Consider the following 25078-nt stretch of genomic DNA (forward strand, 5'->3'; position numbering starts at 1 on the left):
ACTCCATTCAGTATAACACGAAATTATTAGTTTTCTTACTGCCTTAAAACTTCCGCTAACATCGACAGCAGTTTATCAATCTGGATCGGCTTTGCAATATGACCATTCATTCCAGCTGCAACAGCATCCCGCTTATCTTCTTCAAATGCATTTGCCGTCATTGCAACGATCGGTATGCATGCCTTATCCTTATCCGGTAAGTGCCTGATTGCCTGTGTTGCTTTATAACCGTCCATTCGGGGCATCTGGATATCCATGAGGATCATATCATATGTTCCCACCGGCATTTTTGTTATCTTATTTACACACTGAATGCCATCCTCCACACGTTCTGTTTTAAGGCCGGCACGCTCAAGTATTGCTTCTGCAATCTCTGCATTCAGATCATTGTCCTCTGCCAAAAGGATATTCTTGCCTTCAAGGATTTTACTGGCTGTTCCAGAGCCTTCATCATGTTTTTTTACATAATAGCTTTCATCCGCTATCCTGTGTTTTAATGTTACAGTAAAGGTGCTGCCCTTTCCAGGCTCACTCTCTACATCTATTGTTCCGCCGAGCAGATCAACATATCTCTTTACGATTGACATTCCCAATCCGCTTCCTGTGATTTTGCTCTTTGTAGTGTTTCGCTCACGCGTGAATGCATCGAAAATCTTTGTCAGATAATCCTGGCTCATACCGATTCCGGTATCGCTCACCCTGGTCCTTACCATCATGTACCCGGGCTCATCACATACTAATTCGTCTATGTTTATCATAACAGAACCACCGGATGGGGTATATTTTATGGCATTGCTCAGGATATTGACAAATATTTCTTTTACCTTGGTAGTATCTGTCAGTATATGCTCATGCTCCACATTTATTGTGTAATGAAGTGCAATATTCTTTTTCTTTGCTTCATCACCAAATATTTCAAATAAAGTCTGCCGGATATCTTCAATCCGGCCATAGTTCTCATCAATTTCCATCTTTCCGCTCTCAATCCGAGCCATATCAAGTACATTATTTATGATTGACAGAAGAAGATTTCCAGACTGCTGCAATTTTTCCAGATGATCTGAAGTTTCAGGCAGATCCTTTTCTTTTAGTTCTTCCTCCATAAGCTGTGCATAACCCAGAATTGCATTCATAGGAGTACGGATGTCATGTGACATATTGTTAAGAAAACGAGTCTTTGCCAGACTGGCATCCTCTGCTTTTTTCAAAGCGATTTCCAGTTTGTCATTGAGTTTTTTTGTATCCTTTGCCGCAAGCTTTGCGACAGCTTCTGCTTTCCTTGCCTTCCGCAAAAGTACGAGGATAATACCAATGATGCTGAGTGCCAAAAATCCTACCGTAGCCAAAAAAACAAGCAGATTGTCTTTTATGAAATCAGAAAATGTTACTTTATCTGCAGTACTGTCATAGATAGCAAGTGCACTTGTAAGCATGTCAGACGGCATGGCCTTTATAGTTTTATTCAGTATTGATAAAAGGCTTCCCTCTCCCTCTCTTACAGTAAAGCATGCCTCCATTGTTTTTGTAAGTGGAACACTCTTGAACTTTTGACTGTTATCATATATCAGCGCCTGGCTTGCTCCCATGAGGAAACAGTCTGCTTTTCCTTGGATGACCATATCTGCTGCATTGTCAAGCGAATCACAATCTACAAGCTTCCATTCAGGATAACTGAATGCAATATGCTGTTTTAAGGCATATTTTTCCTTTGGCACAGCTACAGTATGCACCTTATTCTCATCAAATTTTTCCTCATCAGTTACCGCCATCAAACTGTAAGTCCAGGCTGTGTTTGTAAGTGCATATCCGTTTTGTTCTGCAAAATATGGATTCCTGCCGGCATAAAAAATCATGTCAATCTCACGATTCTGCAGCGCCTGAATCATTTCATCATAATCATCATATGCATGTATATTAAATTCCAGTGTCTGATTTCCCAGACAATCTTTGGCATAGGAGATATATTCCGCCAGCATACCGGTAAGTTTTCCAGTCTCTTCATCCATGGAAAAGATTGCCGGATCATTGTTCAAAAATCCTATCTGGATACCTCCATGTTCTTCCACCCAGACCTTTTCTTTACCTGTAAGAACCTGAATATAATCAAGTGTAAAATACTTCTTATACAGATCTGCCTTAAAAAAGGGACTATCCTGTTCCAGTTGACGCATAGCATAGTCCAGCTCCGTCTTGATATCGCTGCGTTCTTTATTTATTGCAAAATATATGCCTGATTTGCCAATCGTGGTAACGGATGATATTCCCTGTTCAGACCAGATCGATTCCTCCAGAGATACAAAACAGTCGATCTCATGATTTGCTAATTTCTTTTCGACATCATCATCATTATTCACATTTACATGTTCTGTATGTATGCCATTCTTATTTTCCCATTCTGTCAGCATGATCTCAGGTTCTGTATCCATGAGCACACCTACACGTTTCCCATCCAGAGACTTGAAATCAGACATTCCAATATCCGTATCCGATAAATCAGCATAAAGGATATATTTTTCCTCCCCCATCGGTTCATCCGGGAAAAGCATCTTTTGTGCACGTTCATCGGTGTAAGAGATATCACCCATGATATCGATCTCACCATTTTCAAGTTTATCAAAACAGTCAGACCAGTCACATTTCACATACTCAAATTTCCATCCGGTATAACCTGCCAAAGCCTGCATAAGTTCGTATCCATATCCTCGTCTTACACCGTTTTTATCGACATAATTAAAAGTATCCTCAAATGAGCCGACACGGATGATCTGTGACTGCTTTTCATCGTTGTTCGTCTCAGCAGCCCGGCAAGGTACTGTCAATACCATCCATATTCCCAGAAACACAAATATACCTGCACATAGTACGGTTGATTTTTTCCTACTTTTATCCATATTTTTATTTCCTTTATTTGTGCGGTTTTTCTAATACTCCGGACACCTAATCCAGGTTCTTCTGCAGGATGATGATCAATTCCTCTATGACAATTGGTTTGGACAAGAACCCATCCATACCACATTTCAGTGCTTTCTTTCTATCCTCATCAAAGGCATTGGCAGTCATAGCAAGAATAGTAATTCCAGCCAGTGCCGGATTTTCTTTTTCATTAGGATCCTCCTTCTGAGCTTCCTTTGCATTTTTCTATTTTACAATATCAAAATATCCAACGATCCCAATGTATCCATCCTTCTTTAAAGGCGACCACAATGTATGCAATTTCAGTTTATACATCTGGCGGTCATTTTCCACCCTTGCTTTTATCTGCACAGAGATTTCTTTATTTTGTACAGATGTCTGATGTAATAAACCCTGAATATGATGAACATCTTCTTCATTTACTCCGAATTCTTTGAACAGATCAAAATCCGGATTATTTCTCTGATATAATATCTGCTGTTTTCCGTTTAATATAGTCAGCTGACCGGAACTTGTATTGTAATCAATTGAACCCATGCCGCTGTTCGCTTTGAAGAAATCAACCTTTTCCTTCATGACCCTGAGAATACTCTGTGAATAATTTGGGTTCGGTAAAGATCTGTCGCTGAGTATTTCATTTGAAAGTCTCTGCACTTCATGGTAATAGCTATTGTCATCCTTCTCTTTATCAAGCATTTTCGAAAGCTGAAGACGCAGCTCTTTCAGGCACTTAAGGAGGATGGGGTTAAATTGTCCGCATTGCCCATCCAGGATCATCTGGATCGCTGTGTCATGATCAAATGCTTTCTTATAACATCTTTCACTTGTAAGTGCGTCATAAACATCAACGATCGACACCACCTGTGCGGAGATTGGTATTTCTTCTCCTTTCAGTCCATCCGGATAACCTTTTCCATCCCATCTTTCATGATGCCATCTGCAGATTTCCCATGAAGCACGTACCAATGAATTGTCTTTTGGGAAATGCATATCCTGGATCATATCTGCACCAAGTTCACTATGAGTTTTCATAATTCTGAATTCTTCATCGGTAAGTCTGCCAGGTTTGTTCAGGATTTCTTCCGGAATACGGATCTTACCGATATCATGAAGAGAAGATGCTGTTGTGATCAAAGAAATATCTGCCTCTGTCATAGGATAAGCATCTGTTATTTTTACCAGTTGTCTCAGCATCAGTTCTGTTGCTGTTTTAATATGCAGGATATGTTCTCTACTCTCACTGTTACGTGATCCCAGTACATTACTCAGGATCCGGATCATAATATTATTATTTTCTTCTTTTTCGTAAACCTGATCATAAACCACATTAATCAGATGCTTTTGCTTCATATAGAGTCCCAGGGTATTCTGAACTCTTTTCTTTACAATCACAGAATCAAACGGTCGTGTGATATAATCCGTGATTCCCAGCTCATATGCCTTACGCATAGTATCAACGGCATCTTCCGAAGATATCATAATTACAGGAGTTTCAGCAATACACTGGCTTCTTTTCATTATTTCCAAGACTTCAAAACCATTCATCTGTGGCATATTGATATCTAAAAGCATCAGATCAATTCCTATATTTTCTCCTATCATCTGAATTGCCTGATTTCCATTTTCCGCTTCCAGGTAATTATAAGTTTCTCCGAGGATCTCCTTCAACATATCCCTGTTAAATTCTGAATCGTCTACAATCAGGATCTTTTGTCTTTTATCCATATTTTTTTATTTCCTTTATCCAATGGGTTTATGATGTTCCAAGCACCTGGTCAAAGATCGAACGTCGTGTCGCATCACTTAATTCGACAGTCCCTTCTTTATTTCTTCAATCATCCTCTCATATACTTCTGTTACTTTTTCCATTGCCTCCGATATCCCAGGCTGCGCTCCGGTTCTATCTCTCAAAAGTTCTGTTAACTCATTACTAACCTCTTACAGACGGTCAAAAGAAAGATTCTGACAAACCCCTTTCAGTGTGTGTGCACTGCGGAAAGCATCTTCATAATTTTTATTTTCCAATGCCAGTTTTAACTGCAGGTAACTCGGATCCTCAAGGAACTTTAATGTGAATTTCCGGATCAGTGCTTCGCTTTGAAGGCGTCCTAAAACCTCTTCATAATTTCCTCCGATAGCTTCATAGCATTCCTGTATTGTCATGATTTTGTCCTCCTATCTATATTTCACTGCTTATTTGTCACTGCCATATCCATTATATTTCACCAATTTATGAATTACTTTTATCAGTAACCCCACATCAACAGGCTTAACAATATGTTCATCCATCCCTGCTTCTTTTGCTCTTATTCTGTCCTCCGTGAACGCATTTGCTGTCATTGCAATGATCGGTATTTCTTTTGCATCCTCTCTGTCCAGAGACCGGATCATCTTTGTAGCTTCATAACCATTCATGACCGGCATCATAATATCCATAAGAATGACATCAAATCCACCAGGTCCACTTTTTCTGAACAGCTCAACCGCTTCCTGACCATTCCATGCTTTTGTCACGTCAGCCCCTTCATTCTGAAGCAAAAATTCAGCGATTTCCATATTCAGTTCATTATCTTCTGCCAGAAGAATATGCAGTCCCTTTATAGATTTTTCTGATATATCCTTCTGTTCTTCACGTTTATCCGCATCCAGATCTATCTTAAATGGAACCCGGATCACAAATGTAGTCCCTACACCGTATTCACTTTCGAGGGTAATGGTTCCACCCATTTTCTCGACCAGATTCTTTGCGATCGCCATTCCCAGGCCTGTTCCTGGAAATTTTGTACGGCTTCCTGTATGTTCCTGTGCAAATGGTTCAAAAATATGTTTCTGGAACTCCTCAGTCATTCCGATTCCTGCATCCCGGCAGATAAATTCCATTGTTGTCATTCCTGGCTGTTCGGATGGGATTTCCATGCAGCTAAGATAAATATGTCCGTTTTCTCTGTTATATTTCACTGCATTGGACAGGATATTCATCATCACACGTTTCACATACCCCGGACTTCCAATAAGATTCCGGTGTATGATTTCTTTTTTCTCCCACATGATCCGGATATTCTGTTCTGCTGCCACCTGCTCGATCACAACAAATACTTCCCTGGAAATACTTCTCAGATTAAATGGGATCTCCTCCAGAACGATCTCACCGGACTCCAGCTTACTCATATCCAGAACATCATTTACCAGCTCCAGCAACAGATTGGATGCCTCTTTAATCTTTGTCCTGTATTCCGTCTGTTTCTCCATATCATCTGCATAATGGTCTGCCATATCGACCAAGCCGCAGATTCCATTGATCGGAGTCCGGATATCATGGCTCATCCGCTGGAGAAACTCTGTTTTTGCCTCATTGGCAGCCTCTGCCTTTTTTGCAGCTATCAGAAGTTCTGCCTTATATTTTTCGTCTTTTTCCTGTTCCTGTTTCCGGTGTGTCAGATTGGTTCTATATGCCCAGAACCAGAATATACTGAATATCAGAAGATAAATAAAAATAACACCTGCTACATTTAATGGAAGATTATGAAACACTTCCGTATCCGGAAGATACGCATAAATATAATAATCCCGCTGCTTCAGCATGATTCCGTAGCATCTGGTTCCTTCATTCTTCAAATGATAAATGTGCTGACTGTCTGTATGCTTTTTCATTGCCTGAACAACTTCGTTGTCGGCTGTATTCTGCCCTAACAGCCTCTCATCATTACTGGCAACAACGATCCCATCATCTGCAACAATGATCGTTCCATCTTTCTGGACACTATAACCATTTAAAAGCTCTTGTATCGTCAGGGTATAATTTCTGGTAAATTCAGGAGATGTGTAGTAATAGATTGCAACGATACCTGGCACATCTTTTCTGGCACAGGCTGCAATGTCAATATAGGATCCATCTTTCCTGGCAAACCGTTCTGAATAAGATCTTTCTTCATATCCGGCAAAATCCATGATAATTTCTTTTTGCAGATACTCCGTGATCTCATTAGTCAGAGACTCCTCCATACTGTATTCACAGTCCATCTTTCCTTCTTTATCCAGCACTATGATGCCATCCACCCAGAGAGTCTGCAGGTTTTCTTTCAGCAAATCCTGGCTTAGCTGATCGCCGTTTTCTGTTTCCATGCTAATATTTGTACTCATCTGTCTGGCACTTTCAATGGCACGTAAAAGACTTTTGGATTCCGAAGATTCATTATAATGGGTGTAGGTTGAGCACTGCACTTTGACATAGTTTACGATCTCCACCAGTCTTTTCTCTGCTTCCGCTTTTTCTGCGTAGAAGAAATAAAACAGAGAGACTACAGCCACACAGATTCCGAGCAGACCTCCGAGCAGCTGGATTCGTTTTCCTTTTGTCTTTCTCTTAATATCCAAGATCATCCACCTCCAGATACTTCTGGGGATCATCCAGATATTTTTCAATAATTTTCAGGGATGTGCCATCCTGACGCATCTCCGCCAGTGTCTGATCCATCTGCTCACAGATTCCCCTGTCATCATCTTTTGCAAAAGCGACACCTATTCCGGTGATCATAAGAGGCTCTTCCAGGATACGGAAGCTTGTATCATAATCCTTCATATACTGAACGATAGATTCCTCGTGTGCGGCAACTGCATCTACATATCCTTTCCCAAGAAACGTATAGATCAGTTCCCGATGTCCAAGACTGATCAGATTTCCCAATTTGGGGATTCTTTCATCTGTCCGGTTCAGAAAGATGCTTTCCGGTTTGGTTGTGGACTGAACAGCCAGATTCTTTCCCTCCAGATCACTCAGTTTATAGATATCACTGTTCTCATTTACAGCGACCACCTGACGGCTTGCTATGTATGGTCCTGCCCATCGGTAATCGTCAAGGCGCCCTTCCATGGAAAAACATCCCATGATACAATCAATCTCTCCACTCTCTACCAGTTCTTTTTTCTTCTCCCAGTTGATCTGGACAACCTTCACCTGATATCCCATTCTCTCGAAAGCTTCTGTAGCCAGTTCTACATCTATACCCGTCGGTACACCATCCTCATTCAGATAATTGTATGGTGGATAATTATCGCTGCCAAGGGTAATAACAGGCTTTTCTGGTTCTTCTTTCGTGTTATCTGTGTTTTTACACCCTGACAGGGTGACTGCTAAGATGCCCGCAAGCAGAATGCCTGCAATCACTCTTTTTCCTTTCATTTTCCATCTATCCCTAACTATCCTTTTTGTTTTTTTCATATCTGTATTTACGGTTTCCAGCCTCGCATTATTTTCCCGCTCCACACGGATCGCTTCCTGCTGATTTCTACGCATAACAAGAGAAATCACCAGCATAACGCAGACAGCTACGACAACCGTAAAGCTAACGATAAAAAAAACACCGTCTCACAGACAGTGCACCTCATTTCATGCAACTGGCTGCCATTTTACAGGCCCTATAGCTTTGCGTCCCAGACTTTCATCTGGTTTGCCGATCATCCTTATTAAGCTTTTATACGTATCCTAAAAAACTGGTTTTATTATACTACAGCGCTCTACTTTACACAAGAAAAAACATTACCGTTTTAACGCCTGAAAACACACAAAAAGAGATTGCTCCAAAACAGAGAAAAATACTTTATCCCCACGAAAAAAATCCCCGCGTCTGACTGAAATCAGACAACAGGGATTTTTTATCAAATCATCAGATTGCTGCGATCACTTCTACCTCGCAGAGAACGTTCTTTGGCAGTGTCTTGACTGCAACACAGGAACGTGCAGGTTTATTTACGAAATATTTGGCATATACTTCATTAAATGCCGCAAAATCGTTCATATCTGCAAGGAAGCATACTGTCTTGACTGCATTCTCATAGCTGGAGCCGGCAGCTTCCAGAACTGCTCCGAGGTTCTTCATAACACGGTCAGCCTGCTCCTCGATGGTTGTTCCAACTACCTCTCCGGTTGCCGGATCCACCGGGATCTGACCGGATGTGTAAAGCGTATCTCCATGGATGATAGCCTGGGAGTATGGTCCGATTGCTGCAGGTGCTTTGTCTGTATGTACTGTCTTCATAATAGAATTCTCCTTTCACGAACATTTCGGATACTTCTCTGTCGGAAATATCCATCAGGATCTTGCTCAGCTGTTTTTTATTCTAACTCACAGATCACCCCTGGTCAAGGTCCATATTCAGATAATTATAAACAATACCGGAAATATCCCGGATATGCGAAACTGCGTCCCCAGGTTTACAGTCTTCTGACATCACACAGAGGATATATGTAGTCTTTTTTCCATATACAATGGCGATATCATGCTGGTCCGTATCCGTTTCTCCAGTCTTATTTGCAATTTCCACGGACGCAGATATCCCGCTGGGGATCTTAGTAGTAACCTGCTGATTCAGAAGCAGATTACGCATAGCCTCCGAAGCTTCTTTCGATACACATTCTCCTTTATAGATCCGGAAAAGAAGCTCTGCGCAGTCTTTTACGGAAGTGGTGTTCCTGCCGCCGAGGCCGACGTCCTTTGAAGAGGACGGGCTTAAGATGTGCTGAACGGAAGTATCTGCAAATTTCTGTTCCGCAAGAAATCCATTTACAGCCTGTGCTCCGTCCTTAAAAACACCCGATGCTGTCTGCAGACGTACCAGCTCATTAAAGGATTCATTGTCACTGACTGTGATCATATTCCAGAGAAGATCATTGACCTTTGTGGATACGGACGGATCTGTAACATCTTTTTTCATTTTTGCCGCTTCGCTCTGAAGGACTGTATCCATGTTGGCATAGGTCTGGGCCATGACAAACACTTTGATCAGACTGGCTGAGTACAGTGATTGACTGTTCTGTTCAAACTCCTGATCACTGGTCAGATCCTTTACATAAACGCTCCATGTACCCTCATAGGTTCCAAGAAGATCTGCAAGCCGTTTCTCAAGGCCATCCATTCCCAGATCTTTCGTCTCGACTTTTCCGGATTTATCCACGGAAAATCCCTCCGGAGTCTCTCCCTCTTCCTGGAGCAGAACGCCGTTTTCTCCGCCAAAATAATAATATCCGTCAAACATCTGTCCTGCAGCATTCATTTCCAGATAATGGATACCTGGATCTGTGACCATTTTTCCATATTCATCAAAATAATACAGCCCGTTGTATGTTGTTTTGTCCACCACCAGCTCATCCATATAACGTACCTGTGGAGAGGCGCTGAGTTTTCCCAGATTGTTTACCATATAACAGCCGTCAAAAGAAACTTCCTCACCGCTGCCGTCTTTTGCCGGAGCCTTCAGATCGGTGATCTGGACCATATGCGAGTTTCCCGCTGTAAATTTACCGCTTTCGTCGTGATAATAATATCCATCAAAAACCGTTCCGTCGATCTCAAAATGATCAAAATAATACACTGCCGGAGTATTTTCTTTGGTTCCATCTTCATTCAGGCAGTAAAAGCCATTGCTTTTCAGAATATATTTCCCGTTTTCACCGGGAATTGGAAGTATCTGGGACTCCTCCGTAACAGAACCAAGGCTTCCCTGTGCCGTCTGCTGCACTGTTGTCGCAAAAACCGGCTGTGCGAGCATCACTGTGCTCAGACAAAATGCCAATGCTTTATATATTTTTTTTCGTCTCATATACTTCTTTCACTTTTCTTATGATCCTATTTTACAGTTTCTTGTCCTGATCCGGCATCCACACATTCCTCCAGTGATTTTCCAGATAAAGACTCTATAAGTATATCGGATTTCTCCGTTCTGTCAAGTAAACCTCTTCCAGAACGTCTCCACTGCACCTTCTACCGTATCCAGCCTGCAGCCTGTACGGTCCTGCCATTCCCTGGGAAAGATTTCCTGGTAATCCCGATCCCAGAAGCGGTCATCCAGAAGCAATATCACGCCTTTATCCTCTTTTGTGCGGATCACGCGCCCGGCGGCCTGAAGCACCTTGTTCATACCCGGATAGCGATATGCATAATCAAAACCACAGTGATTCTTTTTATCGTAATACTCTTTCAGGATCTCACGCTGACTGCCGATCTGGGGAAGTCCGGTTCCTACGATCACTGCCCCGATCAGACTTTCCCCTGTCAGATCAACACCCTCAGAAAAAATCCCTCCAAGGACACAGAACCCTACCAGGGTACCTTCCCGTTCCTGAAATTCCTCCAAAAATCCTTCCCGTTCCTGTTCTGTCATATCTGGTGTCTGACACACGCAGCGCACCCAGTCTACGGAAAATTCTTCCTCATAAACCTGCAGTACGTCTTCCATAAGACGATACGACGGAAAAAACACCATATAATTTCCCTGCCTCTGCCAGACACATCTGGCAATATATCCGGCGATCTTCCGGTATTCTGCACGATTTCTCCGGGTATACCGGCTGCTTACGTCGCTGCCGATAAGAATCCTGCGGTTTTCTTTTGGGAAAGGAGACTGCACATAAATCCCATAGGCATCACGGTCTGTTGTCAAAAGCTCCCGGTAATAGAGCATGGGAAACATTGTAGCTGAAAAGAAAATAGCACTTTTCCCTTTTTTCAGGTATTCTCCCAGATTTTCTGCCGGGTTCACACAGAACAGCCTCAGACGAAATCCTTCTTCTGCGCTGTTTTCGGTATATACTACATAATTTTCATCTACCAGCTCTGAAACATTTAAAAAATCACGCACTATAAAATAAAATTCCAGTATTTCCCTGCGTAGTTCTTCTTCCAGTTCTTTTTCCTCCAGTATTTCTTCCAGTTCACCTGATATCGTGAGAAATGTGATCGGCAGTACTCCGGGATTGGGAAGCACCTGATACCCTTTTCCTGTTTCCGCAAGATTCTCTTCCAGTTCCATCATCTGGCGATTTGCTTTATCCAGTGTTCTGGCCAGTTTTGAAAACCTCTTTCTTATCTTCTTTCGAAGTGCTACCAGACTCTGACGGGAAATACCGGCACTGTACATCTCTCTGCCACGTTCTACCAGATTATGTGCCTCATCGATCAGAAAAATATGATCCCCGGAAATATTTTCCCCGAAAAAACGTTTCAGATGAACATTGGGATCAAACACGTAATTATAATCACAGATGATCCCGTCTACCCAGATTGAAAGATCCAGACACATTTCAAAAGGGCACACCTGCCATTTTTCTGCATGAGCACGGATCACTTCTCTGGAATATACCTCTTCAGTGGTCCAGAGCTCATAAACCGCATCATTTACCCGGTCAAAATGCCCCTTTGCATAAGGACATTTCTCCGGTGTACATTCCGGAGTATCCTGAAAACACAGCTTTTCCTTTGCCGTGATCGCCGTTACCTTGAATTTCAGACCTTTTTCCCGCAGGATGTGAAATGCCTCCTGCGCCACAGTTCCTGTGATGGTTTTTGCGGTAAGATAAAAAAGTGTTTCACCTTTTCCCTCACCGATGGCGCGCACGGACGGAAAAATGGCAGACATGGTTTTTCCCACACCGGTAGGCGCCTGAACAAATAAGGTCTTCCCGCTGGAAACCGTATGGTACACACCACTAACAATATCCCGCTGCCCTTCTCTGTATGGAAACGGAAACTGCAGATCCTTCATGGATGCATTTCTCTCTTTTTTCCAGTTAAGAGAATATGCGATCCATTTGTGATAGGCATCCAGAAGCTTCTGATACCAGCCTTTAAGCTCCTCTATGGAAAAATCCTCACGAAATCTCCTGGTTTCTTCCGTCTCAAGATGAGCGTAGGTCATCTGAATGTGGATTTCAGAAATCCCTTCTTTTTCTCCCCAGATCAGTCCGTAACACATGGCCTGGGCACGGTGGACAGGTATTGGCATGTCCATTGCCTGGACATTTCCGTAAGTCCCCTTGATCTCATCAATATAAACGGCTCCGTCCTCTGTAAAGATCCCATCTGCACGGCCCTCGACCTGAATGACCACATCGTCGTATTCACTTTCTTTTTTCAGAGAAACCTCTGCCTGATAATCGCCCTTCATACTCCGCTGTATCTTGCGGTGAAGCCTTCCGCCTTTTAACATGGCTTCCTTATCTCCGGATGTCCCACTGCTGTTATCCAGATCTCCGCTCCTCAGTATAAATTCCACAAGATTTCTGACAGAAATCCGCACTCTTGGTTTTTCCATATTTTCACTCCCGGCAGCTGCCGGAATTCCAGTCCGGCAGCTATTCTTTTTCCATGCTATACCAGGATTATACCATAAAATATGATCCGAAAGCTTCCCATAATAAAAAGGACGCATGTTCTGCTTTTCTTCTCATGAACTGCGCCCTTTTATCACCGTTTTTCTTTATTCATATTTCTCAACCTGCTGCATACTTGGAAAGAACACGATTAAAATCCTCATCTTCTCCGTAACACTTTACTGTCAGAGTCTTTGTCAGATCCAGACTCAAAAGTCCGAGGATCGACTTTGCATCAATGATAATACGGTTATAAAATACATCAATATCAAAATTACATCTGCTGGCTGCACTGACAAACTCCTGTGCACTTTTTTCATCCAGTTTGATCTGTTTCTCCATAGCTGACCGCCTGCCTTTCTGATTTTTTCATATTTCAGTTTTACACAAAAGTTAAGTTTTTGTCAATACTGTTTATTTCATATCAAACTTTTTTCGACACAATGTACAATATCTTTGTCTTTCCTTTGGAAATCCTGTTGAATTTGATTGTATTATTTTTAGATAAATCTTGGATTTTTTCCAAAAAAATCCGCCGCAGGACGGTATGTTACACGTACTGCGGCGGTTTTAAATAAATCGGATATTCGGAATCCGTTTCCGGATTTATATCAATCGGATATTCGGAATCCGCTTCGCTACTTCCTCATAAACAAAATCCGTTTCCGGATTTTGTTTATATCCGTGTCAGAACAAAAATATCGTAGATTGCTCTGACTGCCTTTTCGAAATCACGATTCTCTACACCGATGATGATATTCAGTTCACTGGAACCCTGGTCGATCATTTTTACGTTTACATTTGCATGGGCAAGAGCAGAGAAGATCCTTCCTGCAGTGCCTCTCTGGGATTTCATTCCACGACCAACAACTGCGATCAGTGCAAGGTCAGATTCCATCTCCACAAAATCAGGCTGCACCAGACGGTGGATACCTGCGATAACCTGCTGCTCTTTCTCCTCAAATTCGTCCTGATGAACATATACAGTCATGGTATCGATTCCGGATGGTACATGCTCAAAGCTGATCCCCTGATCTTCAAATACCTGAAGTACCTTGCGTCCGAACCCGATCTCACTGTTCATCATGGATTTCTCGATATTAATAGAGCAGAAGCCTTTCTTTCCGGCGATACCGGTAATAGTAAATTTCGGCTTCTTACAGGTGCTCTCTACGATCAGAGTACCTTTATCCTCTGGGCTGTTTGTGTTACGGATATTGATCGGAATTCCCTCTTTACGAACCGGGAAAATGGCATCCTCATGAAGAACAGTAGCTCCCATGTAGGAAAGCTCACGAAGCTCTCTGTATGTGATCGCCTCGATAGGCTCCGGATTGTGAACGATACGCGGATCTGTTACAAGAAAACCGGAAACGTCCGTCCAGTTCTCATAAATATCTGCATGGATAGCTTTTGCAACCAGGGAACCTGTCACATCAGAACCACCTCTGGAAAATGTCTTTACTGTGCCATCTGCACATGCGCCGTAAAATCCCGGAATAACCGCATGCTGGGATTTGCTGAGTTTTTTGGAAAGGAGTTTATTGGTCTCCTCCGCTTCCAGATTACCAGCTTTATCAAAACGGATCACAGAAGCTGCATCCACAAAATCATATCCAAGATATGCAGCCATGATCTTACCATTGAGGAACTCTCCTCTGGATGCCGCATACTGGATTCCTGCCTGTGCACGGAAATCCTCATCGATCTTCTTGAACTCCTCCTCAAGAGAAAGGCTCAGTCCGAGTCCCTTAATGATCTCATAATATCGCGCCTTAATCGCATTGATCTTCTCAGTGATATCCTCCCCTTTGGATGCTGCGTCATAACATCCATAAAGCATATCCGTCACTTTGATATCCTCGTCAAATCTCTTTCCCGGAGCTGACGGAACTACATAACGGCGGCTCTCATCACTGCGGATGATATCGCCCACTTTCTGGAACTGCTCCGCATTTGCAAGAGAACTTCCACCGAATTTTACAACTTTTTTCATGATAACACCTCTCACCTGTAATTTCGACTTCCAGCGCCGCCTTTTCACCATTCACTGCAACGCTTTACCACAGAAACCTACGGCTATTTTATTGAATAATTTATAATTTTGCAAGCCTTTCCGTAACATTTCTGCAAAAAAAGTCAAATTATACAAGAGAAAAGTATCTCCTGATCTGTTTCTTATGCACAGTACTGCTTCAGAATGTTCTCGAGAGCTGCAGCGCTGCTTGTGTGACAGCGGCATACCGGAATGGATTTTTTCTTTGCTTCTTCTACTGCGCAGTTTACCATTTTGTGGGAAACGGTACTGGTGAACAGGATCATCAGATCCGGCACCCCGATCTTTTTCTTCATGGCTCCTTTTTCCTTGGCAAAAACTTTCGCCTTGCATCCGAAGCCTTTGCAGATATCCTCATACTGACATACCATTCTTTCATTACCGCCTACAATTACAACGCTCATAATTCACTCTCCTTTGATCTTTGAACTTTTATATGACTGTTTCAAGGTTATTTTAAACTAACTTTGCTTTTAAAATATTGAGTTAGCACTTGCTAACTCAATTATTATAATACCATCTCACAAAAAGTTTGTCAAAGGTAATTTTAAATTCTGTCTGATTTTTTATATCCTGTGATCTCACATACTGTAAGTATGCCGTTTTTTACCTGAAAATGAACATCCATTCCTGCAAAAGGCATTCCGTATATCCTCTCCGGATCTTTCTGGTAGGCAGGCCTCGGATCCTCTCTGAGCACGCCTTCCAACGCAGTAAGCTTATCCTCCGGAATCCTTGCCTTCCATTCTTCCGGGATCTCTACCTGCAGAAAATGCTGCTCCACCTTCGTCGCAAAGCCACCCAGTGCTTCCGGATGGCAGTCTGCCACAGGCAGATATGGCTTGATATCATAGATGGGGGTTCCGTCCATCAGGTCCGCACCGGATACGATCAGTACAGGAGCTTCTTTGCTTTCCAGATCGATTTTTTCAAGCTTCACACAGGATAAGCCTACAGGATTGGGACGGAAGGGCGATCTGGTGGCAAATACGCCCATCCTTTCATTTCCGCCCAGGCGTGGCGGACGTACTGTAGGGGACCAGTTCTCACGGATCGACTGTGAAAACTCCCACAGCAGCCAGATATGCGAAAAATCTTCCAGTCCTTTTACCGCTTCCCGTACCCGGTATTCCGGTTCAAAAACAATACAGGCTGTCAGTTCTTCCACTCGACCGCTCTGACGCGGGATTCCGAATTTTGTCGGAAAATCACTTCTGATCCTTGCGATTATCTTCATATCCCTATTCTCCCTTTCACTTGCCAGATATACACCTCATGCGCCTGTTACATAATTCTGCTTTCAATGACTGTCATGTCATTTCCGTCAGATTCTCTTGTAGGCAACACAGTTTTTTTGCCGCTTGGCCTGATAGAGAAGCCTGTCCGCTTCCATCACTCCATCTCTGACCTTACAGCTTCCATATACACCTCCCACGCTCATGGAAAGCCGGATTTCTTTGTATTCCGGCACATCTGCCATTGCGATCTCTTCCCGGATATCTTCCAGCTTCTGCTGAAATACCTTTTCCGGGATTTCTTCAAACATCAGAAGAAATTCGTCTCCTCCATAACGCAGTACCACGTCATCTGCCCGCACATGCTCAAAGATCGTTCTGACAATGGTACAAAGCGCCGCATCTCCAGCTACATGGCCATAGCTGTCATTGATCTGTTTAAAATTGTCCACGTCGATCATAGCTATAGCCCCCATCTTATCCAGGGATTTCAGCTGTTCCTCAAAATATCTCCGGTTTCTGGCACCAGTCAGCGGATCTTCATATAATTCCCGGTTGAATCTGCTGATCTTATCGATCAGAAATCCGCTTCCATAAGCTCCCAGAAAGATCTTATCCGTCATTTTAAAGACCATTTCCATGACAAGCGGTGTCCCGTCTATAACCACATATTTGGCGATCACCTGATAAATGTCATCATTGACGAACTCAAATTTCGTCATTTTGTTTTTACGGGCAAAAACTTTGGCAGAAATACAGTTCTCACATCTTCTGCCTTTATTCCACACTGCAAAGCATTTATGTTCTGCTTCATAAGAGCAATCGTCTGAGCCAATATTTACCGGAGCTGTACGGCTAACATCCACCAGTCTTACAATGTCAAAAACCGTCTTCAGCATTTCTATTTCCATATTTACTTCCCGGGCAGTCATAAATACACCCTTATCTTTATCCATAGTATTTTCCTGCGTTTCTGAAATATTATATACATTCATGATAACATATTGCACATCAATTCACAATTGTATTTCATCGTCGTTTATGCTATTGTATAGTGTATAAGAAGTAATATTTTTATCAGGAGGTTTCATATGGCACAGAGACGTACAAAGATAGAAGTACTCAATGAGAAAATTTCCAAAGTAGATTCCAAGATTGCTGCCTGCACCGAAAAGATAGCAGCGCTGGAGGATGAAAAAACTGCACTGGCAGCTCAGCTGGATGAGATCCGCAAAGCTGAAAAAAAGGCAAAGGAAGCTGCCGAACTGAAACGTCTGCTCAAGCTGATGCACAAAAAAGACATTTCCGTAGAAGATCTGGAAGCCATGATCTCCAAGGAAGATTGAAACAGATCCTCAACAAACAAAAAACCGGTTTACGAAGAATTTCTTCCAAACCGGTTTTTTATTTGTGATCTTTCTATGATACGATCTGTATATTTCTGCAATCTTTATATTCTTTGGAACAGCTTTCCGTCAGGATCACTGCTCCGTCAAATGAAAAGAACGTCACTGCACTGATCTGTCCGAATTTGGAGCTGTCAGACACTACGTACTTTTCCAGACACTGCTCCATGGCGGTTCGCTTTACCAGTGCTTCATTGGATTCCGGCGTGGTAAAGCCTTCTCTCTGAGTCATCCCGTTGGTCCCGAAAAAGCCCTTTGTAAAATGATAATTCTTCAGCATTTGCATGGCCTGACTTCCGATCACAGCTTCCGTAGATCCCTTCAGTTCTCCGCCGATCAGCAGCACACGGACTCCCATCTGAGCCAGAGCCCTGGCATGGGAAACACCATTGGTGACAAAAGTCGCCCCGGAGCCTTCCAGATGCTCCAGCATATATCCGGTAGTCGTTCCCGCATCCAGATACACAAAATCTTCCGGACGGATCAGAGCTGCCGCATAGGCTGCGATCTTCTTTTTTTCTTCAATATTCAGCTCAACTTTCTGGGCTACGGTAGGCTCATAGGCATTGACAGTATGTTCCAGCGCCACCGCACCGCCAAAAACCCTGGTCAGCTTCCCCGCCTTGTAAAGCGCCGTGATGTCTCTGCGGACCGTAGATTCCGATGCATCCAGGATATCTTTCAGTTCTGTTACCGTAACACTGTTTTTTTCTCTGAGAAGGCCGAGTATGATCTCGTATCTCTGCTCCGTCAGCATTCCTTTTCCTCCTTCAAAAAAGACATCCCGATCGACCGGACCGGGATGCCTTCTGTTCACTCATTCTGAGATTACAGGTTCTCCTGCATGAATTTGCTTACTGCCTCGTATGCTGCATCCTCATCTGCACCATCGAATGTAAAGGTAACCTCATGTCCCTTCTTTACGCCAAGTCCCATAAGTGCAAGAAGCTTTCTGCACTCTACAGTCTTGCCGTCCTTCTCGATAGTGATCTTGGACTCGAAACCTTTTACAAGCTTCACAAGCTCTCCGGCCGGACGTGCATGGATTCCTTCGTTATCTGTTACTACATACTTGAATTCTTTCATTTCTTTATCCTCCAGTTTTCATTTTAATTTAAAAAAATTTAAGCAACTTTTTTCTTCAGTACCCCGAGAAGTACAGCTGAGATCAGAGTTCCCACAACCAGTGCGACCAGATACATCATTGCATTACCTACAACCGGGAATACGAAGATTCCGCCATGTGGTGCCATCAGTGTACAGTTGAAGAACATGGAGATTGCTCCAGCTGCTGCGGAACCGACGATACAGGACGGAAGTACATGGACCGGGTCAGATGCCGCAAAAGGAATCGCACCTTCTGTGATAAATGCAAGTCCCATAATAAAGTTGGTCGGTCCTGCCTCACGCTCTTCTTTTGTAAATTTGTCTTTAAACAGCAGGGATGCGAGTGCGATGGCACACGGAGGAGTCATACCTCCCACCATAACTGCTGCCATAATGTCATAGTTGCCTGCCGCAATAGCTGCTGTACCAAATACATATGCTGCTTTGTTGAACGGGCCGCCCATATCAATGGCCATCATACCACCAAGAACCAACCCTAAAATTACTTTACTTGAATTTCCCATGCCTGTCAAGGCATTATTTAATCCTGTATTAATACCGCCCATGATCGGCTCTACAACGAAGGTCATACAGAGTCCCATAAGAAGGACACCAACAACCGGATAGATCAGTACAGGCGCTATTTTTTCCAGTGCTTCCGGAAGCTTATCACAAACCTTACGAAGTCCAAGGATCAGATATCCTGCAAGGAAGCCTGCAAGAAGTGCTCCGAGGAAACCGGATTTTCCGTTTGCCGCGATCATACCGCCCACAAGTCCAACTGCAAGTGCCGGTCTGTCACCGATGGCCATTGCAATAAATCCGGCCAGGATCGGAAGCATGAAACCAAATGCAGTTCCACCAATGTTTTTCAGAACAGCCGCTACCGGTGTGATGGTACCAAAGTTTGCTCTCTGGTCTGCAGGAAGGGAACTCAAATCTACACTTAAACCATCGATCAAGAATGCTAGAGCGATCAGGATACCACCGCCTACAACCAGTGGAAGCATATGAGATACCCCGTTCATCAGCTGCATATAGATCTTGTGGCCTGCTCCGCCGCCTGCTTTTGCATTTGAGGAAGAGCTCTGACTGCCTGCTGCTGCATGATATACCGGAACATCTCCGGAAATCGCACGTTCAACAAGCTGGTCCGCTTTGCTGATTCCATCTGAAACCTGACATTCGATGACTTTCTTTCCATCGAAACGATCCATGGGAACCTTGGCATCTGCAGCTACAATGATGCAGTCTGCCTCCCGGATCTCCTGATCCGTAAGTACATTTTTTGCTCCACCGGAGCCTCGTGTCTCTATTTTAATGAAACAGTCTTTCGCCTTTGCTGCTTTTTCCAGTCCCTCTGCTGCCATGTAGGTGTGGGCAATACCTGTGGGGCAAGAAGTAACTGCCAGCAGTTTAGCTCTGGCTCCTTCGGAACTTCCTGTATCTGCCAGTCTTTCATCAATATCTTTTTTCTCCTCATCGGCCTTGTCGATGATCTCCATAAATTCATCTACAGAACCTGCGTTGCGTAAGGATTCTGTAAAATTATCATCCATCAGCATTACGGAAAGCTTGCTGAGTACATCCAGATGAATGTTATCTTCTGTATTCGGTGCTGCGATCAGGAAAAGAAGGGTAACCGGCTCATCATCCAGTGCCTCAAATTCCACGCCGTTTTTTACTACCATGGCAGCAAGTCCCGGTTTCTTTACCGCATCACATTTTCCATGAGGAATAGCGATTCCCTCACCGATTCCTGTCGTACTTTCTTCCTCTCTTAAATACACCTGTTTCCGATAAGCTTCCCTGTCGCTGATCTTTTCACTTTTTACCATAAGATCTACGGCCATGTCCAGAGCTTCAGATTTCGTCTTCGGTGCAGCATCCAGTGATATGCTTCGTTTGTCAAGCAGATCTGTGATTCTCATCTTCCCTTCTCCTTTCTTCTTTACCCCTCTGTTACCTGTTCATATACTGCCTGAACCTCTTCCCTTGTGGCAAGATTTTCAGAAAATGCACTTGCACTTCCTGCGGAAATTCCCATATGGAATGCATATTCGTGATCCTGTTTTTCCATCCAGCCTGCCATAAAGCCTGCTACCATGGAATCTCCGGCTCCTACGCCGTTTACCAGTGTTCCTTTCGGCGCCGGTTTCTCAAACACCTGACCGTTTTCCGCTACCAGGACAGCTCCCTCACCGGCCATTGAGATCAGCACGTTTCTGGCTCCTTTTTCCTGGAGCTTCTTTCCGTAAGGGATCACATCCTGACGGTTCTTAATCTCTACGCCGAAGATTTCTCCAAGCTCATGGTTATTGGGCTTCACCAGGAATGGATGATACTTCAGGACATTTACAAGAAGATCTCTCGTTGCATCCACAACGATCATCACGCCTTTTCCGTCCAGTCTCGCCATGATCTTCTCATACATATCATCCGGCATAGATGAAGGAATACTTCCTGCCAGAAAAAGCACATCTCCCTCTTTCAGTGTGTCAAGCTTCTTCATCAGCTCCTGAACCTTTTCAGCGCTGATCTCCGGTCCCATTCCGTTGATCTCAGTTCCATCAATAGATTTCAGCTTCAGGTTGATCCTTGAAACGCCTTCCGGGATCCTGATAAAATCAGATCTCACTCCCATCTCCTCAAGCTTTCTTACAATCTCATCTCCGACGAATCCTGCCATGAAACCAAGTGCTGTATTCTCGATTCCAAGATTCATCAGCACGGTGGAAACGTTGATTCCCTTTCCGCCCGGAAGCATCAGCTCAGAGCTTGTCCGGTTGGTAAGTCCGAGTTTAAAATCCTCCACGGAAACGATATAGTCCAGAGACGGATTAAAAGTAACTGTGCAGATCATTTTTTCTCCTCCCATATCTTTTATCCTGCGGTTTTTGACCGCTTTTTGTTGTTTTTCATTTGTTGAACTCAGTATACTTCCAAATTCATTCAAAGTCAATCAAATTACTTCACAAAATTCATGAACGTTTTTGGTTGAGTTTGCACAAAAAACGTGCATCAACCTTAGCTTTCCCTGGTTAATGCACGCTTATCTCTGACTGTATTGGTCACTTTCATTCAAATTCCGTTATAAATCTATGTACCATTCCAAATTCCTGTTTATATTACCTCCATCCTCAGGTACATTTCCCGGAAAGCCGGATCTTCACATTCCATCACCTTTCCTGAATGTAATAGTTTCGCAATAACATTTATCTGATTTGTTTCCTATTCGCAGTATCTCTGACCATCTTCCGATATCTTCTCATCAGCTCCCTTGTCACTTTGTCTTCCTCAAACCGGATTCCTCCGATCTGACGCACCGGCATGATTCCCATCAGGGAATTGGTGACAAAGCATTCCTCATACCATTTAAGATCCTGAACATAGATATAGGTTTCTTCCACCTCTTCCGTGTCACAGAGATATTCACGGAGGATTCCCGGGAGAAGTCCGCAGCTGACTTTTGGTGTATAGATCATGCCATTTCGCACAAAGAATACATTACTTACTGTCCCTTCCGATATCTGTTTCTTTGTATTCAGAAACAACCGTTCATCCATTCCTGCTGCTGTAGCATTACGTTTTTCCAGGATACAATCTCCGTAATTCATGGTTTTGTGATATACAAGAGGTGATGTTTCATTTCGTTTTACCTTGCTGACATCCATGATAAAGCCTTTTTCATAATTCTCCGGCGTATAATGATTGGCACGAAGAGAATACACTGCATTTTCCTTTGTAAGCATAAGCTTCAGCGCACAGTGTTCCAGTCCATCAAATTCTTTCTGCACCTCCGGGCGTTTTTTTTGTTCTTCCAGATATTCTTCGATCCTCCTGGCTGTGATCCCACGTACTGCCGGATCACCCAGCTTCAGGAAATCTGCCGCTCGTTCCAGTCTTTTCAGATGCTTTTCCAAAAGTATGGGGATTCCCTGCTCTATTCCTATGGTCTCAAACGCTCCCAGACCGAACTGAAAACATTCGTCTAAGGTTATGTTGTTCATTTCCTTTGACCTCCTTATGAAGTGTCCCTGTCAGATTCTCTGATCTGTCCACAGAGCCTTTCACTTTTACCGTTCTGTATGTTTCTCTACTGCAGTGCATCCAGGATTGCTTTCGCCTTCTGCAGAGTTTCCTCGTACTCAAATTCCAGATCTGACTCTGCTGTGATCCCGCCGCCAACGCCAAGGTGATATTTTCCGTTTTTATGAAGAGCTGTACGGATCACGATGTTGAAATCACAGCTTCCGTCCAGTGTCAGGTAGCCGATAGAGCCTGTATAAAGATTTCTCTTTCCGTGTTCCAGCTCGTCAATGATCTCCATGGCACGGTATTTCGGCGCACCGGTAATAGAACCGCCGGGGAATGCAGCCTCCAGAAGATCCATAACATTTTTTCCTTCTTCCAGTTTTCCTTCAATATCCGATACCAGATGAAAAACCGTAGCGTATGCTTCCACTGTAAAAAGCTCGGTTACCTTCACGCTTCCCGGTGTACACACCCGGTTCAGATCATTTCGCTCCAGGTCTACGATCATAAGAAGTTCACTCTTATCTTTTCCGGAATCCTGAAGCTCCCGACGGAGCATTTCATCTTCCTCAGATGTTACGCCACGTTTTCTTGTTCCCTTTATAGGACGGGTATTTACATGACGGTCTTTCATCTTCAGAAAACGTTCCGGAGATGCACAGACGATCTGATAATCTCCGAAATCCAGATATCCGCCGAAAGGAGACGGATTATTTTTCCGAAGATCATAAAAAACATCCAGAGGTGGTTTTTCGCTTTCAATGGTCAGCTGCTGCGTCATATTGGCAATATAGATATCGCCCTCTATAATATAGCGGATCATCCGGTCTACTGCCTGCTTGTATTCTTCTTTTTCAAAATTGGGATGAACCTGGATCCTGAATTTCTCACGGTGAGAATTTTCCGTGACCATCCTGTTTCCGGATTCCTTTTTTTCCCCTGTTTCCGATCCTTCCTGTTTCCCCGCCTCTGTAAATTCCCGGATTGCTTTTTCCATCGCTCCGATTTCTGCTGCAGCGTCTGCACTGATTCCATTTGACACAAGATAGGTTCTTTTTTCCTGACAGTCTTCTATGATAAAACAGTCATAAAACGTCAGAACTGCCTCCGGAACAGTCACAAGATCCTTTTCTCCGGATGGTACTCCCATCTGTTTTCTTCCGTAATCATAGGAAAAATATCCTACTGCGCCGGATACGATGGGAAGTCCGCTGCTATTTTTGTCCTCATGGGTATTTAAATATTCCCGCATATAGTCTTCAAAGGTTGTTTCTGTTTCCGGCCTTCCGTTGATAGTAAAGTTCTCTCCGTCCTTTACCAGCTTCAGATACGGACATCTTCCGATCACGGAATAATGTCCCAGCTCATTGACAAGGGAGGAATCCAGAAACGCTGCTCCGGGTTCTCTCTCGTAGATCCGAAAAATGTCCACTGCCGAGATATATGGGGTCAGTTCTTTTATTCTTCGCTGATTTTTGTACATATTTTTACTCCTCCTTCTGAAAATTCTCCGCGATCCTGCAAAAATTCTCAAGAAGCTCATGTCCATATTCCGTAAGAACGGCTTCCGGATGGAATTGAACACCATAGATAGGCAATGCTTTATGGGAAATTCCCATAACAGCACCATCATCAGAAAGCGCATCCACCTGATACTCCTCCGGAATGCTGTCTTCCCGCACGATCAGGGAATGGTATCTTGTCACCTTGTATTTCTCAGGCAGGCCTGCAAACACTCCTGTTCCGTGGTTGTGGATCTCTGTTACTTTTCCGTGCATGGGACACACACCCTTTTCCACTACTGCTCCCCCACAGTGGCCAATCACCTGATGGCCCAGACAGACACCAAGAACAGGAATCCTTCCCTGAAATCTTTTTACGGTATCTACGCAGAGCTTCGCATCCCAGGGACGCTTCGGTCCCGGAGAAAGGATGATTCCTTCCGGGTTCAGCTCTTCCAGTTCCTCCAGGGTGATCTCGTCGCAGCGTCTGACCAGGATCTCTCTTCCAAGCTCCTGAAAATATGCCTTGAGATTATAAACAAATGAATCGAAATTATCGATCATCACATACATGCTTTTTTCCTCCATATCAAGCAGATATTTAAGACTCTCTTCATCGTCTGCTCACAAAAAAAGGGATAACGACGGCATGTCAAAAAGACATGCACAGTCGTTATCCC

The 25078-nt window shown here is 43.5% G+C and carries 21 protein-coding genes, 1 pseudogene and 1 riboswitch; of the genes and pseudogenes, 1 reads left to right on the top strand and 21 read right to left on the bottom strand.

The window, feature by feature from the left end; translation table 11 throughout:
- Window positions 1-35: 35 nt before the first annotated feature.
- From DMI82_RS00220 to DMI82_RS00285, 14 genes and pseudogenes are all read right to left on the bottom strand, one after another.
- Window positions 36-2891 carry a transporter substrate-binding domain-containing protein gene (locus DMI82_RS00220; RefSeq protein WP_110101989.1) on the bottom strand — a complete coding sequence of 952 codons (2856 nt, stop codon included), beginning with the start codon at window positions 2889-2891 and terminating at the stop codon, window positions 36-38.
- Between the two features lie 46 nt (window positions 2892-2937).
- Window positions 2938-3135: pseudogene (locus tag DMI82_RS20610) on the bottom strand (hypothetical protein); the annotation flags it as partial.
- Window positions 3136-3138: 3 nt separating this feature from the next.
- Window positions 3139-4638, bottom strand: coding sequence for a response regulator (locus DMI82_RS00230; RefSeq protein WP_110101990.1), 1500 nt, complete (start codon window positions 4636-4638; stop codon window positions 3139-3141).
- Between the two features lie 213 nt (window positions 4639-4851).
- A complete protein-coding gene (locus DMI82_RS20505) occupies window positions 4852-5076 on the bottom strand; it encodes an Hpt domain-containing protein (RefSeq protein ID WP_330409171.1) in 225 nt (74 codons plus the stop codon).
- Between the two features lie 30 nt (window positions 5077-5106).
- The gene (locus DMI82_RS00240) at window positions 5107-7293 is read right to left on the bottom strand and encodes an ATP-binding response regulator (protein ID WP_110101991.1); all 2187 of its coding nucleotides are present in this window, start codon (window positions 7291-7293) and stop codon (window positions 5107-5109) included.
- Window positions 7277-8092 (bottom strand): substrate-binding periplasmic protein, encoded by an 816-nt coding sequence (locus DMI82_RS00245; protein ID WP_110102110.1) that lies wholly within the window; start codon window positions 8090-8092, stop codon window positions 7277-7279. Before DMI82_RS00245 ends, DMI82_RS00240 begins: the two co-directional genes overlap by 17 nt.
- Before the next feature lie 207 nt (window positions 8093-8299).
- A riboswitch (cyclic di-GMP riboswitch) is annotated at window positions 8300-8375 on the bottom strand.
- Window positions 8376-8576: 201 nt separating this feature from the next.
- Window positions 8577-8948, bottom strand: a complete 372-nt coding sequence (locus tag DMI82_RS00250; RefSeq protein WP_180214274.1) for a RidA family protein — start codon at window positions 8946-8948, stop codon at window positions 8577-8579.
- A gap of 94 nt (window positions 8949-9042) precedes the next feature.
- Window positions 9043-10509: a serine hydrolase gene (locus DMI82_RS00255; protein WP_227573904.1), complete on the bottom strand. Its 1467-nt coding sequence runs from the start codon at window positions 10507-10509 to the stop codon at window positions 9043-9045.
- A gap of 123 nt (window positions 10510-10632) precedes the next feature.
- Window positions 10633-12999, bottom strand: coding sequence for an ATP-dependent DNA helicase (locus DMI82_RS00260; protein ID WP_110102113.1), 2367 nt, complete (start codon window positions 12997-12999; stop codon window positions 10633-10635).
- A gap of 178 nt (window positions 13000-13177) precedes the next feature.
- Window positions 13178-13399, bottom strand: coding sequence for an HPr family phosphocarrier protein (locus tag DMI82_RS00265; RefSeq protein WP_015525837.1), 222 nt, complete (start codon window positions 13397-13399; stop codon window positions 13178-13180).
- Window positions 13400-13733: 334 nt separating this feature from the next.
- Entirely contained in the window at window positions 13734-15053 is a 1320-nt protein-coding gene (locus DMI82_RS00270) for an aspartate kinase (protein WP_015525836.1), read from the bottom strand.
- 182 nt (window positions 15054-15235) lie between these two features.
- Window positions 15236-15517: a DUF2325 domain-containing protein gene (locus DMI82_RS00275; RefSeq protein ID WP_015525835.1), complete on the bottom strand. Its 282-nt coding sequence runs from the start codon at window positions 15515-15517 to the stop codon at window positions 15236-15238.
- A gap of 143 nt (window positions 15518-15660) precedes the next feature.
- Window positions 15661-16350, bottom strand: coding sequence for a tRNA (N6-threonylcarbamoyladenosine(37)-N6)-methyltransferase TrmO (tsaA, locus tag DMI82_RS00280; RefSeq protein WP_021650988.1), 690 nt, complete (start codon window positions 16348-16350; stop codon window positions 15661-15663).
- 87 nt (window positions 16351-16437) lie between these two features.
- The gene (locus tag DMI82_RS00285; RefSeq protein ID WP_158526413.1) at window positions 16438-17304 is read right to left on the bottom strand and encodes a GGDEF domain-containing protein; all 867 of its coding nucleotides are present in this window, start codon (window positions 17302-17304) and stop codon (window positions 16438-16440) included.
- A 135-nt stretch (window positions 17305-17439) separates the two neighbouring features.
- Here DMI82_RS00285 and DMI82_RS00290 point away from each other — a divergent pair, with 135 nt between their 5' ends.
- Window positions 17440-17694, top strand: coding sequence for a hypothetical protein (locus DMI82_RS00290; protein WP_110101994.1), 255 nt, complete (start codon window positions 17440-17442; stop codon window positions 17692-17694).
- Between the two features lie 73 nt (window positions 17695-17767).
- On the opposite strand, the gene DMI82_RS00295 is transcribed toward DMI82_RS00290, so the two are convergent.
- The 7 genes from DMI82_RS00295 to DMI82_RS00325 all read right to left on the bottom strand — a co-directional run bounded on the left by DMI82_RS00295 (window position 17768) and on the right by DMI82_RS00325 (window position 24971).
- A complete protein-coding gene (locus DMI82_RS00295; RefSeq protein WP_044961183.1) occupies window positions 17768-18511 on the bottom strand; it encodes a DeoR/GlpR family DNA-binding transcription regulator in 744 nt (247 codons plus the stop codon).
- Window positions 18512-18582: 71 nt separating this feature from the next.
- A complete protein-coding gene (locus DMI82_RS00300; RefSeq protein ID WP_015525831.1) occupies window positions 18583-18840 on the bottom strand; it encodes an HPr family phosphocarrier protein in 258 nt (85 codons plus the stop codon).
- 38 nt (window positions 18841-18878) lie between these two features.
- Complete coding sequence (locus tag DMI82_RS00305; protein WP_015525830.1) at window positions 18879-20792, bottom strand: PTS fructose transporter subunit IIABC; 1914 nt, start codon at window positions 20790-20792, stop codon at window positions 18879-18881.
- Window positions 20793-20812: 20 nt separating this feature from the next.
- Complete coding sequence (gene pfkB / locus DMI82_RS00310; protein WP_110102115.1) at window positions 20813-21724, bottom strand: 1-phosphofructokinase; 912 nt, start codon at window positions 21722-21724, stop codon at window positions 20813-20815.
- A 352-nt stretch (window positions 21725-22076) separates the two neighbouring features.
- Window positions 22077-22871, bottom strand: a complete 795-nt coding sequence (locus tag DMI82_RS00315) for an aminotransferase class IV (RefSeq protein WP_110101995.1) — start codon at window positions 22869-22871, stop codon at window positions 22077-22079.
- An 86-nt stretch (window positions 22872-22957) separates the two neighbouring features.
- Window positions 22958-24379 carry an aminodeoxychorismate synthase component I gene (gene pabB, locus DMI82_RS00320; protein WP_110101996.1) on the bottom strand — a complete coding sequence of 474 codons (1422 nt, stop codon included), beginning with the start codon at window positions 24377-24379 and terminating at the stop codon, window positions 22958-22960.
- A gap of 4 nt (window positions 24380-24383) precedes the next feature.
- Window positions 24384-24971, bottom strand: a complete 588-nt coding sequence (locus DMI82_RS00325; protein ID WP_110101997.1) for an anthranilate synthase component II — start codon at window positions 24969-24971, stop codon at window positions 24384-24386.
- Window positions 24972-25078: the final 107 nt, after the last annotated feature.

Source organism: Blautia sp. BCRC 81119, from assembly GCF_003184505.1.
Lineage (GTDB): Bacteria > Bacillota > Clostridia > Lachnospirales > Lachnospiraceae > Blautia_A > Blautia_A fusiformis.